Origin of the sequence: Pandoraea sp. XY-2, assembly GCF_004193915.1 — a bacterium.
GTDB classification, from domain to species: domain Bacteria; phylum Pseudomonadota; class Gammaproteobacteria; order Burkholderiales; family Burkholderiaceae; genus Pandoraea; species Pandoraea cepalis.
Genome location: NZ_CP030849.1, coordinates 4604864 through 4617688, shown reverse-complemented (window position 1 = coordinate 4617688; position 12825 = coordinate 4604864). Strand labels below are relative to the sequence as shown.

13 protein-coding genes, 1 tRNA gene and 1 pseudogene are annotated in these 12825 nt (G+C 60.8%); 10 read left to right on the top strand and 5 right to left on the bottom strand.

What is annotated here, in order from left to right:
- The first annotated feature begins 200 nt into the window (after window positions 1-200).
- The 3 genes from tatA to tatC all read left to right on the top strand — a co-directional run bounded on the left by tatA (window position 201) and on the right by tatC (window position 1858).
- Complete coding sequence (gene tatA / locus DRB87_RS20900; RefSeq protein ID WP_017234580.1) at window positions 201-446, top strand: Sec-independent protein translocase subunit TatA; 246 nt, start codon at window positions 201-203, stop codon at window positions 444-446.
- 12 nt (window positions 447-458) lie between these two features.
- Complete coding sequence (gene tatB / locus DRB87_RS20895; RefSeq protein ID WP_017234581.1) at window positions 459-1001, top strand: Sec-independent protein translocase protein TatB; 543 nt, start codon at window positions 459-461, stop codon at window positions 999-1001.
- A 65-nt stretch (window positions 1002-1066) separates the two neighbouring features.
- A complete protein-coding gene (gene tatC, locus DRB87_RS20890; protein ID WP_130027388.1) occupies window positions 1067-1858 on the top strand; it encodes a twin-arginine translocase subunit TatC in 792 nt (263 codons plus the stop codon).
- Window positions 1859-2100: 242 nt separating this feature from the next.
- On the opposite strand, the gene DRB87_RS20885 is transcribed toward tatC, so the two are convergent.
- Window positions 2101-3336, bottom strand: coding sequence for a Do family serine endopeptidase (locus tag DRB87_RS20885; protein ID WP_130027386.1), 1236 nt, complete (start codon window positions 3334-3336; stop codon window positions 2101-2103).
- An 18-nt stretch (window positions 3337-3354) separates the two neighbouring features.
- On the opposite strand from DRB87_RS20885, the gene DRB87_RS20880 reads away from it, so the two are divergent.
- The gene (locus DRB87_RS20880; RefSeq protein WP_130027384.1) at window positions 3355-4104 is read left to right on the top strand and encodes a Nif3-like dinuclear metal center hexameric protein; all 750 of its coding nucleotides are present in this window, start codon (window positions 3355-3357) and stop codon (window positions 4102-4104) included.
- Between the two features lie 44 nt (window positions 4105-4148).
- Here the strand turns inward: DRB87_RS20880 and mscL are convergent, their stop codons facing one another.
- Window positions 4149-4595 (bottom strand): large conductance mechanosensitive channel protein MscL, encoded by a 447-nt coding sequence (gene mscL, locus DRB87_RS20875; RefSeq protein ID WP_130027382.1) that lies wholly within the window; start codon window positions 4593-4595, stop codon window positions 4149-4151.
- Between the two features lie 416 nt (window positions 4596-5011).
- On the opposite strand from mscL, the gene petA reads away from it, so the two are divergent.
- From petA to DRB87_RS20845, 6 genes are all read left to right on the top strand, one after another.
- Complete coding sequence (gene petA, locus DRB87_RS20870) at window positions 5012-5626, top strand: ubiquinol-cytochrome c reductase iron-sulfur subunit (protein WP_130027380.1); 615 nt, start codon at window positions 5012-5014, stop codon at window positions 5624-5626.
- A gap of 2 nt (window positions 5627-5628) precedes the next feature.
- A complete protein-coding gene (locus DRB87_RS20865; protein ID WP_017234587.1) occupies window positions 5629-7014 on the top strand; it encodes a cytochrome bc complex cytochrome b subunit in 1386 nt (461 codons plus the stop codon).
- Between the two features lie 28 nt (window positions 7015-7042).
- Window positions 7043-7762 (top strand): cytochrome c1, encoded by a 720-nt coding sequence (locus DRB87_RS20860; RefSeq protein WP_130027378.1) that lies wholly within the window; start codon window positions 7043-7045, stop codon window positions 7760-7762.
- Window positions 7763-7845: 83 nt separating this feature from the next.
- Complete coding sequence (locus DRB87_RS20855; RefSeq protein ID WP_023593906.1) at window positions 7846-8457, top strand: glutathione S-transferase N-terminal domain-containing protein; 612 nt, start codon at window positions 7846-7848, stop codon at window positions 8455-8457.
- 76 nt (window positions 8458-8533) lie between these two features.
- The gene (locus DRB87_RS20850) at window positions 8534-8992 is read left to right on the top strand and encodes a ClpXP protease specificity-enhancing factor (protein ID WP_130027376.1); all 459 of its coding nucleotides are present in this window, start codon (window positions 8534-8536) and stop codon (window positions 8990-8992) included.
- Window positions 8993-9118: 126 nt separating this feature from the next.
- Window positions 9119-9194 (top strand) — tRNA-Thr (locus tag DRB87_RS20845).
- A gap of 205 nt (window positions 9195-9399) precedes the next feature.
- Here DRB87_RS20845 and DRB87_RS20840 read toward each other — a convergent pair.
- The 3 genes and pseudogenes from DRB87_RS20840 to DRB87_RS20830 all read right to left on the bottom strand — a co-directional run bounded on the left by DRB87_RS20840 (window position 9400) and on the right by DRB87_RS20830 (window position 12661).
- Window positions 9400-10451 (bottom strand): annotated as a pseudogene (locus tag DRB87_RS20840) (diguanylate cyclase).
- A gap of 305 nt (window positions 10452-10756) precedes the next feature.
- Window positions 10757-11059 carry a hypothetical protein gene (locus tag DRB87_RS20835; protein WP_130027374.1) on the bottom strand — a complete coding sequence of 101 codons (303 nt, stop codon included), beginning with the start codon at window positions 11057-11059 and terminating at the stop codon, window positions 10757-10759.
- Between the two features lie 291 nt (window positions 11060-11350).
- A complete protein-coding gene (locus DRB87_RS20830) occupies window positions 11351-12661 on the bottom strand; it encodes a sigma-54-dependent Fis family transcriptional regulator (protein ID WP_130027372.1) in 1311 nt (436 codons plus the stop codon).
- Window positions 12662-12825: the final 164 nt, after the last annotated feature.

The following is a 12825-nucleotide window of genomic DNA, read 5'->3' as shown; positions in this document are numbered from 1 at the left end:
ACGAAACATTTATTTCTACCCGGTGTCCGACCCGGTTACGATGCAGGACGTGCCGCGCAATGTGCCACAATGGGGCACATTGCTGCGGGCACAGCGGCAAACATGGAGCGATTGTTCGTGGCTGGCACGCCCCGGGCAACCGTGCACGACAAGATCCCGTCGCGACGCGGCAGGGGTGGGGAAACGCAAGGAGAGTGGTCATGGGTTCGTTGAGTATTTGGCACTGGCTGATCGTGCTGGTGATCGTAATGATGGTTTTCGGTACCAAGAAGCTGCGCAACATCGGCACCGATCTGGGAGGGGCCGTCAAGGGGTTCAAGGACGGCATGAAGGAGGGCGAAGGTGCCCCGGCCGCCAAGGATGACCCGGCGACTGCCAAGGAACTGCGCGACTCGACCACGATCGACGTGCAGGCCAAGGACACGAGCGATCGCAAGCAAGGCTAAGTCGGCGTCGACATGATCGATCTCGGTCTTTCCAAACTGATGTTGATCGGCGTTGTTGCGCTGGTCGTGATCGGGCCCGAGCGCTTGCCTAAAGTGGCGCGCACGGCGGGCGCGCTCTTTGGCCGCGCACAGCGCTATATCAACGATGTGAAGGCTGAGGTGAGCCGCGAAATGGAACTCGACGAGTTGCGCAACATGCGCACGCAGTTCGAGGACGCGGCCCGCAGCGCCCAGAACACCATTCAGAAGCAACTGCACGAGCAGGAGGCGTCGCTCAACGACGCCTGGGCGAGTGCCACGGGTACGTCGTCCGGCGAGATCGCCGGCGGCGGTACGGATGCGGCGACCGGGTATTCCGACAGCTACCTTTCCGAACCCGTCGTGACGTCCGGTATCCGCGCATCGACCAAGCGCCGCAACTGGCGCGTACGCCGGACTGCTACGCCGATCTGGTTCAAGCAGGCCAGCGCCACGCGCACGCAGGTGCAGTCGGGGGCGGCGCGTGTGGCGCGTCACACACCGGCCAAGCTGCGCCGGCCCGTCAAGTTCTTCTGAGGCGCTTGCGCACCGAACTTCCCGCCATCTGGCACTGTGCCGGCTTCATTCCTGGATAAGTCGACGTGAGCGACGACAAGCAAATCCCCGACGGGGGCTCCGAAGAGACCTTCATCTCGCATCTGATCGAGCTGCGCAATCGCATCATTCGCGCGGGCGCGGCGGTGATCGTGGCGTTCCTCTCGCTGGTCTACTGGGCACCGGACATCTTCCGCCTGCTCTCCCGCCCGCTGATGCAAGCGCTGCCCGCGGGCGGCAAGATGATCGTCACCGATATTACCGGCTCGTTCTTCGTGCCGATGAAGGTCACGATGATGGTGGCGTTCGTCATCGCGCTGCCCGTTGTGCTTTACCAGGCCTGGGCGTTCGTGGCGCCAGGGTTGTATCAGCACGAGAAGAAGCTGGTGATGCCGTTGGTCGTGAGCAGCTACACGCTGTTCCTGCTGGGCATGTCGTTCGCCTACTTCCTGGTGTTCCCGACCGTGTTCCACTTCATGGCGCATTACAACGCGCCATTGGGCGCGGAGATGAATACCGATATCGACAATTACCTGAGCTTTGTTCTCACGATGTTCCTATGCTTCGGGGTGACCTTCGAAGTGCCGGTGGTCGTCGTGGTGCTCGCGCGCATGGGCGTGGTGAGCATCGAGAAGCTCAAGCAGATTCGGCCGTACGTGGTGGTGGGTGCCTTTGTGCTGGCCGCCGTCGTGACGCCGCCGGACATGCTCTCGCAACTGATGTTGGCGATCCCGCTCTGTATCCTTTATGAGTTGGGCCTGATCGCGGCGCGGCTGTTCGTCAAACAGGGGCATCGGCAAGACGAAGGCAGCGAGGGGAACGGCGAGGCGACGCCGTAACCTTGGCGTGACTTGCCGCGGCACAATCGGCTCGCGACATCGATAACGCAGATTCAGGAAAGCACGGGCCTCATGGTCCGTGCTTTTTTTGTGGGCGATCGCCGCGGGTGAGGGCCGAAGATGCACGAGGGCAGGCGTGACAATGAGCGAGGCCCGTCGCAGCGATGAAAATGAAACGGCCGCGCCCAAGCGCAGCCGTTGTGTCCTTCCACTTCCAGGCCGTTCGACGCGGTCCGGCGCCCTCAGTCGGCGCTGTTCCCGTCGGTGCCATCGCCGCCGTCGGTACCGTCTCCACCGTCCTGCGCCGGTCGCTTGGGCGGCGGTGGGCGCTTGCCGATCGTCACGGTAAGATCCATCGCTTTCTTCTTGCGCGTGACGTTCAGCTTGGCCTGCGTGCCCGGCTTGATCTGGGCGATGACATTGAGCAGTTCGGTGGTGTCGCGAATCGACGCGTCGTTCACCTTTGTCAGGATGTCGCCCGGCTGGACGCCGGCCTTGTCGGCGGGGCCACCCTGCACGACGCCGGCGATGATGACGCCCGAATCCTGCTGCAGGCCAAACGACTCGGCGATATCCGAGGTGATGTCCTGCGGCTCGACCCCGACCCAGCCGCGCGTGACCGAACCGGTGGTGATGATGCTCTCGAGCACCGAGCGCGCCGTCGACACGGGGATCGCGAAGCCGATGCCCATGTTGCCGCCGCTACGCGAGTAGATCGCCGTGTTGATGCCAAGCAGGTTGCCGTTTACGTCGACCAGCGCGCCGCCCGAATTGCCGGGGTTGATGGCGGCGTCCGTCTGGATGAAGTTCTCGAACGTGCTGATATCGAGGTGATTGCGCCCCAGCGCGCTGATGATGCCCATCGTAACGGTCTGGCCGACGCCGAACGGGTTGCCGATGGCGAGGACCACGTCACCCACGCGCACCTGTTCCATGCGGCCCAGCGTGATGGCGGGGAGGTTGTCGAGCGTGATCTTGAGCACCGCGAGGTCGGTCTCGGGGTCGCTGCCGACCAGCTTGGCGCGGGCCTTGCGGCCGTCGGCGAGGGCAACTTCGATCTCGTCGGCCCCGTCCACCACGTGATGATTCGTGAGAATATAGCCTTCGCTGCTCACAATCACGCCCGAGCCGAGGCTCGAGACCGGGTCTTGCCGCATTGTGCCGCCGCCGTCGCCAAAGAAATACCGGAACAACGGATCATCGAGGCGCGGATCGCGATTCTGCTTTTGTTCCTTGCTGGAAAAAATGCTGACGACCGCGGGCATCGCCTTTTGTGCGCCATCGGCGTACGAGCCGGTCGACGGCTTCTCGGACAGACTCGGCGCGACTTCCTGCAGGGCGATGATGGGATTGGCCAGTTGCTTGCCGAACGAACCCTGGCGTTGCAGCCACTGAGGTTTGAGGGTGGCGACGATGAAGAGCAACGCAAGCAGCACGGTGACCGCTTGCGCGAACAGTAGCCAGAAGCGTCTGAGCATGAAAGAGCGAGACCTTATATGAATCGTGTTGAACTCGAATTGTATCTGAACGATACCCTGCAAATCGCGCAATTTCGCGATTACTGCCCGAATGGCCTACAGGTCGAAGGGCGCGGCGAAATTCAGAAAATCGCCAGTGGCGTGACCGCCAGCCTGGCTTTTCTCGAAGCCGCCCGCGACTGGGGCGCCGATGCCGTCCTCGTTCACCATGGTTACTTCTGGAAGAGCGAAGATGCCAGAATTACCGGGATGAAGCGACGTCGTTTGGGGGTGTTGATCGGTCACGACATCAATCTGTTCGCCTACCACCTACCGCTCGACGCCCATCCCGAACTGGGCAACAACGCGCAACTCGGCAAGTTGCTGGGTTTCACCGACGACGGCGGTCGTTTTGGCCCGGATCAGCTTGGATGGCTTGGCGCGCCCGCCGCGCCGACGACATTGGCGGCGCTTGCGGCGCACGTTGAAGCACGGCTGGGGCGCGCGCCTCTGTTGCTGGGCGACCCGAACCGCGAGGTGCGCCGTATCGCGTGGTGCACCGGCGGGGCGCAGGGCTTCTTCGAGGCCGCCATCGGGGCGGGTGCGGATGTCTATATCAGCGGCGAAGTCTCCGAGCCCACCCAGCATCTCGCGCTCGAGAGCGGCGTGGGCTATCTGGCGGCGGGGCATCATGCGACCGAGCGTGGCGGCGCCAAGGCCGTTGGCGAGCACATCGCGGCGCGGTTCGGGCTCACGCATCGATTCTTCGATATGCCGAACCCGGCCTGACCTGAGGCGCCTTCCGGGGCGGCGCGTGGCCGCCCTGCGCGGTCTTACCCGTTCTGCTTCTTGAGGCTGTCGCGGATTTCGCGCAGCAGAACGATGTCTTCCGGCGTGGCTGCGGGGGCCGCCGGGGCTTCCGGCGCCGGACGCTTGAGCCGGTTGATCTGCTTGACCATCAGGAAAATGATGACGGCCAGGATCAGGAAGTTCAGGGCCACGGTGATGAAGTTGCCGTAACCGAAGACGGCCACGCCGGCTTTGGTCAGATCGGCGTAGGACGTCGGGTTGCCCTTGAACTCGGGCGGGATGGTGCCGAGCAGAATGAACTTGCTCGAGAAATCTAGGCCACCGAAGATTGCACCGACGATCGGCATGATCAGGTCTTTGACGACCGAATCGACGATCTTGCCGAAGGCCCCGCCGATGATCACGCCGACGGCCAGATCGATCACATTGCCCTTGACGGCAAATTCCTTGAATTCCGACATGAAGCTCATGCCATTTCTCCCTGTTATGTTGAGTGACCCGGGGAGCATCGCGCTACACCGGCACTCACGAACTGGCATTGATTGACCGGTAATTCCATGCGGGCCGCACGGCTGCGGCGGGGGTCGCGTCAAATAATGTCACGCGAATGCCACAGGCCGCGCACGATGTCACCGGGACGAGACAGGGAAAATGATGACTAAATGTCGTGCACGCGTCAACGAAAGCGGCGATCATGACGGTTCTCGTGCAGCATCCCAGAAGCGAAACCCCGGGTGAGCGCTGGCCACCCGCAGGGTACGTTAATCCTTTGAAAATACGCGAAAACCACTAGGAGGCTGGGGCGTTTTGCCGTTGTTTCAGGCATTCACGCTCGCGTATGATTTAAGGTTGACGGAAATACCAATTCAACCGTGTGGGGCTTGTGATGAGTGACAATCAAGAAAAGGCCGTCGACAGTAGCCGTCGGAATCTGTTGATTGCAACGTCCGTAGCGGGAGGCGTGGGCGGCGTTGCAACGTTGGTTCCCTTTGTCAGTTCGCTCGAACCCTCGGAGCGCGCCAAGGCGGGCGGGGCGCCGGTCGAGGCAGACATCAGCAATCTCAAGCCGGGCGACAAGATGACCGTGGCTTGGCGCGGCTTGCCCGTGTGGATCGTGCGTCGCACGCCTGACGAGATGGCTTCGCTGTCCAAAGTGACGGCGGAGTTGGCTGATCCGGACTCCAAGGAAACGTTTTCCTATCCGATGCCCGACTATTGCAAGAACGCGTTCCGTGCGCGTGTCGAGCACAAGGATCTGCTTGTGGTCGTCGGTATCTGCACTCACCTCGGTTGCATCCCTTCCGGCCCTTACCAGGCGAACGCCAACGCCGCGCTGGGCCCCGATCCGGGCTTCCTGTGCCCGTGCCACGGGTCGACCTACGATATGTCTGGCCGTGTCTTCAAGAACAAGCCGGCGCCAAAGAATCTCGACGTTCCCCGGTTCATGTTCGTGAACGACACCAAGCTCGTGATCGGTAAAGACGAAAAAGGAGAAGCGTAATCATGGCCGCCGACAAACAGGTCGACACGACGGGCTTGCTGGGCTGGATCGATCGCCGGTTTCCGCTCAGCCAGCTCTGGAGGGAGCACGCGTCCGAGTATTACGCGCCCAAGAATTTCAACTTCTGGTATTTCTTCGGATCGCTGGCCATGCTGGTGCTGGTGATTCAGATCCTCACCGGTATTTTCCTGGTGATGAACTACAAGCCCGACGCCAACCTCGCGTTCGCGTCGGTCGAGTACATCATGCGCGAAGTGCCGTGGGGCTGGCTCATTCGCTATATGCACTCGACGGGCGCATCGATGTTCTTCGTCGTGGTGTATCTGCACATGTTCCGCGGGCTGTTGTACGGTTCCTACCGCAAGCCGCGTGAGCTGGTGTGGGTGTTCGGGTGTTTGATCTTTCTGTGCCTGATGGCTGAAGCGTTCATGGGCTATCTGCTGCCGTGGGGGCAGATGTCGTACTGGGGCGCGCAGGTGATCGTGAATCTGTTCTCGGCGATTCCGTTCATCGGTCCGGACCTGTCGCTGTGGATTCGCGGCGACTACGTGGTGTCGGATGCCACGCTCAACCGCTTCTTCGCGTTCCACGTAATCGCCGTTCCGCTGGTGCTTATCGGGTTGATCGTCGCGCACATCATCGCGCTGCATGAAGTCGGGTCCAACAACCCCGACGGCATCGAGATCAAGGACAAGAAAGACGCCAATGGCCGGCCGCTCGATGGCATTCCGTTCCATCCGTACTACACGGTGCACGACATCATGGGCGTGGGCGTGTTCCTGATGGTGTTCTCGGCGATCGTGTTCTTCGCGCCGACGATGGGCGGTTACTTCCTTGAAGCGAACAACTTCATTCCGTCCGACTCGCTCAAGACGCCGCCGCACATTGCGCCGGTGTGGTACTTCACGCCGTTCTACTCGATGCTGCGTGCCACGACCGACGACTTCAAGCATTTGTTGATGGGGCTGGCGGTGATCGTCACGGCGATCTGGTGGGTCAAGGGCAAAGCGGCCGCGACCACGAAGGTGGCGGCGTCTGGCGGTGTCGTGTTGCTGCTGCTGGCGATGTATCTGACCGAGGCCAAGTTCTGGGGCGTGGTGGTGATGGGCGGCGCGGTGGTCACGCTGTTCTTCCTGCCGTGGCTGGACCATAGCCCGGTGAAATCGATTCGTTACCGTCCCGGATTCCACAAAGTGTTGTTGGGTATTCTCGTCGTCGTTTTTGCGGTGCTGGGGTATCTGGGCATTCAGGAACCGACGCCCATGAAGACCGCGATTTCGCAGGTCGGCGCGCTGTACTACTTCGGATTCTTCTGGCTGATGCCGCTGTGGAGCAAACGCGGCACGTTCAAGCCGGTGCCGGATCGCGTGACCTTCGCGGCGCATTGAGCGCCCGCCAACGACTAGGGATATCACGATGAGAAAACTGTTGCTTGTCCTGGCGCTCCTGAGTGGTTTCGCGGCGCCGGTCTTGGCTGAAGAAAGTATGGCGCTGGATACGGCGCCCAATCGGATCGACGACCTGGCCTCGCTGCAGCGAGGCGCGAAGCTGTTCGTGAACTACTGTCTGAACTGCCATTCGGCGGCGTCGATGCGGTATTCGCGCCTGAAGGATCTGGGATTGTCGGATGCAGAGATCAAGAACAATCTGCTTTTCACGACGGACAAGATTGGCGACACGATGACCGTGGCCATGCGTGCGGCGGATGCCAAGGAGTGGTTTGGTGCACCGCCGCCGGATCTGTCGGTCGAGGCCCGAGCGCGGGGGACGGACTGGCTGTATACCTACTTGCGTACGTTCTATCGGGACGATGCGCGGCCGACGGGGTGGAACAACCTGGCGTTCCCGAATGTGGGCATGCCAAACCCGCTCTGGCAGTTGCAGGGACAGCGGGGATTGAAGCATGGGGAGGGGGCGGAGCATGGTCCGGCCCAGTTCGTGCAGATCACGCAGGGGACGATGAAACCGGTGGAATTCGATGCTGCCGTGGCCGATCTGGTATCTTATCTGGATTGGATGTCGGAACCGGCGCAACGCACACGCCGGCAGTTGGGTGTCTGGGTTTTGTTGTTCTTGGGACTCTTTACGGTACTTGCCTGGCGCCTGAATGCGGCCTATTGGAAGGACGTGAAGTAAAATAACGTCTGTACGACGGGGCCAGGGTTTGGGGAGCGTCGATTTCCCGCCCCGGCCCCGTTGGTTTTTAAGGAAGACGCGCTATGATGGTTTTGTACTCGGGCACTACGTGCCCCTTCTCCCAGCGTTGCCGGCTGGTTCTGTTCGAAAAAGGCATGGATTTCGAAATCCGTGACGTCGACCTGTTCAACAAGCCGGAAGACATTGCGGTGATGAATCCGTACGGTCAGGTGCCGATTCTTGTCGAACGCGACTTGATTCTGTACGAATCGAACATCATCAATGAGTACATTGACGAACGATTCCCGCATCCGCAGTTGATGCCGGCCGATCCGGTGCAGCGTGCGCGTGCGCGGTTGTTCCTGTTCAATTTCGAGAAAGAGCTGTTCGTGCATGTGAGCGCGCTCGAGAACGAAAAGGGCAAGGCGGCGGAGAAGACGCATGAGAAGGCGCGTGCGTCGATTCGCGATCGTCTGACGCAGCTTGCGCCGATCTTCGTGAAGAACAAGTACATGTTGGGCGAGGAGTTCTCGATGCTCGACGTGGCGATTGCGCCGTTGTTGTGGCGTCTGGATCACTACGGCATCGAGTTGTCGAAGAATGCCGCGCCGTTGATGAAGTATGCCGAGCGGATCTTCAGCCGTCCGGCGTACATTGAAGCGCTGACGCCGTCCGAAAAGGTCATGCGTCGCTGATGCGTTGATTGAACCGCTGGCGAGGCTGGCCTGCCGAGTGCGGTGGGCGGGTTTCGCGGCGGGATGAGTTGGTCATATGCCTGAAACGTCTACCAAGCCTTACCTTTTGCGCGCGCTGTACGAGTGGTGTACCGACAACGGGTACACACCGTATTTGGCCGTGCATGTCGATGCCAGGACGCGAGTACCGCGCGAGTTTGTGAAAGATGGCGAGATCGTGCTGAACATCAGCTTCGATGCCACGAGCGGATTGCAGATGGGCAACGACTGGATTGAATTCAGCGCCCGCTTCGGCGGCATTTCACAGAAAGTGGAAGTGCAGGTGCCGAACGTGCTGGCGATTTATGCTCGTGAGAATGGACAGGGGATGGCGTTCCCGGTCGACAAGCAGGCGTCTGCGGAAGAGGGGGCCGAGTTGGAAGCGGTGCCGTCGATGCAGGCCCCAGGCGATGACGATTCGGATCCGACGCGCCCGGGTGGCAATGGCGCTGCGGGCGGCAACACCGGACGCGCTCGCCTGAAGGTGGTGAAGTAATTCGTGAGGGTAGGTGTGCGGGGTGAGCGCTTTGTGCGCATTACCCCAATCGCTAGCGTCCACGAACAATTTTGCCCTGACAGGGAGTCGTCAGTGACCGATGAATCGGTTACAATACGCGACTTCGCCGGCTTAGCTCATCTGGTAGAGCAGTTGATTTGTAATCATCAGGTGGCGGGTTCGAGTCCTGCAGCCGGCACCAATCAATTCAAAGGGCCACGTGATTTTCACGTGGCCCTTTGACGTTTTCAATAGTTCCCGCGCTGCCAGTGTGCCGCTTGAGACGGCTCACTAACGTTCCCGGTGCAGGTCGCCGCAGGGACGCCCGACGACGCTCAGTCGCGAGGATCAGCCCGGCGAAACAAATAACGCCACGCCAAAACAATCGCCGCACCCAAACCAGCGGATCAACGCGACTGCCGCTTGTATCCTTCGCCGCCGATGCGTGCTCGGTCTACCGCCGCAATTCGGTTGCGTCCCTGATCTTTTGCCTGATAGAGCTGCGCATCAGCCAGATTGATAAACGCGGTGATATCGATGTCTCCGGTCGGCACGACGGTGGCTACCCGAAGCTTGCCGTGACTCGCTGACCGTGCGGGGAGCGCAGGTGGGCGATGGCTTCCTCCGCGATCAGCGCGCGGCAACGCTCCGCGACACGCACGGCGTCATCGGCATTCGTATCTGCGAGCACGAGTATGAATTCTTCCCCGCCAAACCTGCCCAGGAACGCGTTCGGCCCAACTGCCTCTTCGAGCACGCGCGCAAGGCGTTTCAGACATTCGTCGCCTTGAAGATGACCGTAATAATCGTTGTACGATTTGAAGAAATCGATGTCGATCATCACGAGCGAAAGCGGGTTGCCCGATGCCGCCGCGCTCGCCCATTCGCGGGCAATGACCGTGTCGAACATGCGACGGTTGCCGACCCCGGTCAAACTGTCTGACAACGAGAGCCGCTCCAGTTCGCGCTGGAGTTCCGCGAGCCGAGCCTCGGTGCGCTTACGTTCACTAATGTCGAACATAAAGCCGATCAGCGCGTCAACGTCACCGTTCTCTTTGCGCACGACGTGGACAACGTCGCGAATCCACACATACCCGCCGTCCGCAGTCAGCGCACGATAGTCCGCCTCATGATCGGCGCCCGCTTGCGACTGTGCGACGCAAAATTCCACAACCGCCTCCCGGTCCTCCGGATGCATCCGCGAGGCCCAGTCCTCGACCGTTCTCCATGTCGACGGCGCGTAGCCGAGCAGTTCCTCAATCTGCGGGCCGATATAGGTGAACTGCATTGTCGCCCAGTCGATCTTCCAGGGGATCGCTCGGGTTGACTCGAGCAACGTGCGATAAACCGCGGGGTTGTCCTCGCCGGGCTGGTGTCCGGACGATACCAGGCTGTCCTCGTGGCGCAGAAATGCGGCTTGAAGCGAGCTGGGAGCTAAATCCTTTTCTTCGTGACTCATCATGATCTTCCAATACCCTGTAAATCCATTATCGGCAGGTCCGGCAGGGCCTTGAGCACAGCGCGATGATTGAGCGCCTGCAGACCTGTGACCTGTCCGGAAAATCTCCTACCAACCGAATCTAGAGATTACGGCTCCTCAGCTCATGCGTGGTGAACGTTGGGGAGATCATGGTGGAGACGTGAATCACCGAAGCCGACCATCGCGCCAACATTGGTGTCCAATCCCCCGGCGCACGAGACTCACCATCAAACTCGAAGGGTCGTGAAGCGAGGCCCGCCGACATCGACGGGCCTCGGTCATCGCTACCCCCTCACTTTCGGCGGCAGCCCCTTGCCCGGCGAGTAGAGGATAAGACTCGGGCTAATCAATTTGTCCGACGCGACTACGGCATGTGCCAAGGTGTCGAAATAGATGGCGTGCTCCGGATCGGCAACCGGGGACTTTTTGATTTCCCTCGCCAACTCGTCCCACTCGAAGCCGAGGTATTTCCTGTGTTCGTAGAACCAGACGACGTGTCCTTCCCTTGCGAGCGACTTCGGGATGTCGCGTCCGTCATCTCTTCCATCTGCACCGCCCTTTCCGTTGTCATTGTCTGAAGTACTCATCAAGGCCTCCTGTGATGTGCGCGGGTTCAGCCGAGCTATCGGCCAAGCGCATCATCGCAGCAGTGTCGATCCTTGAGTTTCAGTAACTTCCGAATAACTTCGCCGATGTGTCGACACTCGAAACGTATCGGCCACCGACAAAAACGCTCGCGACGTACGACGGGTTGAAAATACGGATGCGTCACTCCCTTGCGGCTTCCCGCTCCCGCCGCCGGTTTCCCGCTTCTCCGCGAAGCCGGACGTCGCGTTCGATGCGCACCCGCGCGGCGCAAACGGCGGGCGATGCCGGTGTCACGCCAATCCTTCTGCTTTCAGACGCCGATACAAGGTGCGCTCGCTCAACCCCAGATGGGCCGCCAATGCCTTGCGCGTGCCCTGAAAATTGCGAACCACCGTGGCGAGATCGGCCTCGCCGCCAGCCGTGCGCATCGCCGTCTGGCGGGTTGTCGCCACGTCGAGTGCGAGGTGCTCGGGCCTGATCACGCCGTCGTCGGCAAACAGACGCGCGCGCTCAAGCACGTTTCGCAACTCCCGAATGTTGCCTGGCCAATCGTATCGAACGAGTTGCGCCATGGCCTCCGGCGAAGTATGCAGTCGTTGATCGGGTTCTTTGCCCCCTCGCTGGAGCAGCGACTCCACGAGCAGGGGAATATCGTCGCGCCGCTCCCGTAACGCGGGCAGGTGAATGGGGAAAGCGCTGATCCGGTAATAGAGATCCTGACGAAACGCGCCTTCGGCCACCATCGTTTGCAGCGGCTTGTGGGTGGCGGCGACCAAACGGAAATCTGCCTGTTGCGTGTCGACGGAACCGACCCGGCGGTAGGTGCCCGACTCGATCAGCCGCAACAACTTGACCTGCATCCCCAGCGGTACGTCACCGATTTCGTCGAGGAAAATGGTGCCGCCTTTTGCCGTCTCGACGAGGCCAGCCTTGCGCGTATGCGCGCCGGTGAATGCCCCCTTCTCGTAGCCGAACAGTTCGCTCTCGAACAGGGTTTCGGTCAGCCCCGAGCAGTCGACCACCACAAACGGGCCGCGCGAGCGCTGGCTCGCCTCATGCAACGCGCGCGCAAACAACTCCTTGCCGCTGCCCGACTCTCCCAACAGCAGCACCGGCAATTCGGCAGTCGCCACCCGCTGCAGTTCGCCGAGGGCGCGATTGAACGCGGGCGACTTGCCGACCAGCCCCTGACGACTGGCTTGCACCGACGCGTGTCGTACGGTTTGCAACCGCTCGACGAATCCAACGACTTGATGATGGCTGTCCACGATCGGCCGGAGTTCAACGTCGACATGCTCCGGACCCCGCGGCGTGTGGTGGATGTGGAGAACGCGATCCGGCCCCTTGCTGATCAGCGCGCTTTGCATAGGGCAATGCTCGCCGGCCTGATCGCAGGGCACCGCGTAATGGTGCGACATCGCATAGCACTTGTGGCCGACGTAAGGCTTTCCTGCCGTCGCGAACTGGCGCTTGTAGGCCGTATTGGCCGCCAGGATCTCGTAATCGGTGTTCATCACGATCATGGGCGCGGATTCGTGATCGAGATAGGAAATCAGGGCCTGGACCTGGAAGGCCTGAAGCACTTCGGGAACGGGGTGCATAGCGGATGCTCGCGATAGTTGAACGATAACGACTGCCAGTACTGCCATTTGGCAGTATGCCACTGCCAAATGGCACTGTCACGAGCGACAGAAATCGCTCAGTCTCATCCGAGATCAAAATTTTTATTATTTGAATCATTGAGTTAACGGAATTTCGCGAGTTG

Excerpts from the sequence above, each read along its gene's own strand:
- DRB87_RS20880 (WP_130027384.1), top strand. The coding sequence starts at position 3,355 with ATGAATCGTGTTGAACTCGAATTGTATCTGAACGATACCCTGCAAATC.
- petA (WP_130027380.1), top strand. The coding sequence starts at position 5,012 with ATGAGTGACAATCAAGAAAAGGCCGTCGACAGTAGCCGTCGGAATCTG.
- mscL (WP_130027382.1), bottom strand. The coding sequence starts at position 4,595 with ATGAGCTTCATGTCGGAATTCAAGGAATTTGCCGTCAAGGGCAATGTG.
- DRB87_RS20855 (WP_023593906.1), top strand. The coding sequence starts at position 7,846 with ATGATGGTTTTGTACTCGGGCACTACGTGCCCCTTCTCCCAGCGTTGC.
- DRB87_RS20860 (WP_130027378.1), top strand. The coding sequence starts at position 7,043 with ATGAGAAAACTGTTGCTTGTCCTGGCGCTCCTGAGTGGTTTCGCGGCG.
- tatA (WP_017234580.1), top strand. The coding sequence starts at position 201 with ATGGGTTCGTTGAGTATTTGGCACTGGCTGATCGTGCTGGTGATCGTA.
- DRB87_RS20850 (WP_130027376.1), top strand. The coding sequence starts at position 8,534 with ATGCCTGAAACGTCTACCAAGCCTTACCTTTTGCGCGCGCTGTACGAG.
- DRB87_RS20830 (WP_130027372.1), bottom strand. The coding sequence starts at position 12,661 with ATGCACCCCGTTCCCGAAGTGCTTCAGGCCTTCCAGGTCCAGGCCCTG.
- DRB87_RS20865 (WP_017234587.1), top strand. The coding sequence starts at position 5,629 with ATGGCCGCCGACAAACAGGTCGACACGACGGGCTTGCTGGGCTGGATC.
- DRB87_RS20885 (WP_130027386.1), bottom strand. The coding sequence starts at position 3,336 with ATGCTCAGACGCTTCTGGCTACTGTTCGCGCAAGCGGTCACCGTGCTG.
- DRB87_RS20835 (WP_130027374.1), bottom strand. The coding sequence starts at position 11,059 with ATGAGTACTTCAGACAATGACAACGGAAAGGGCGGTGCAGATGGAAGA.
- tatB (WP_017234581.1), top strand. The coding sequence starts at position 459 with ATGATCGATCTCGGTCTTTCCAAACTGATGTTGATCGGCGTTGTTGCG.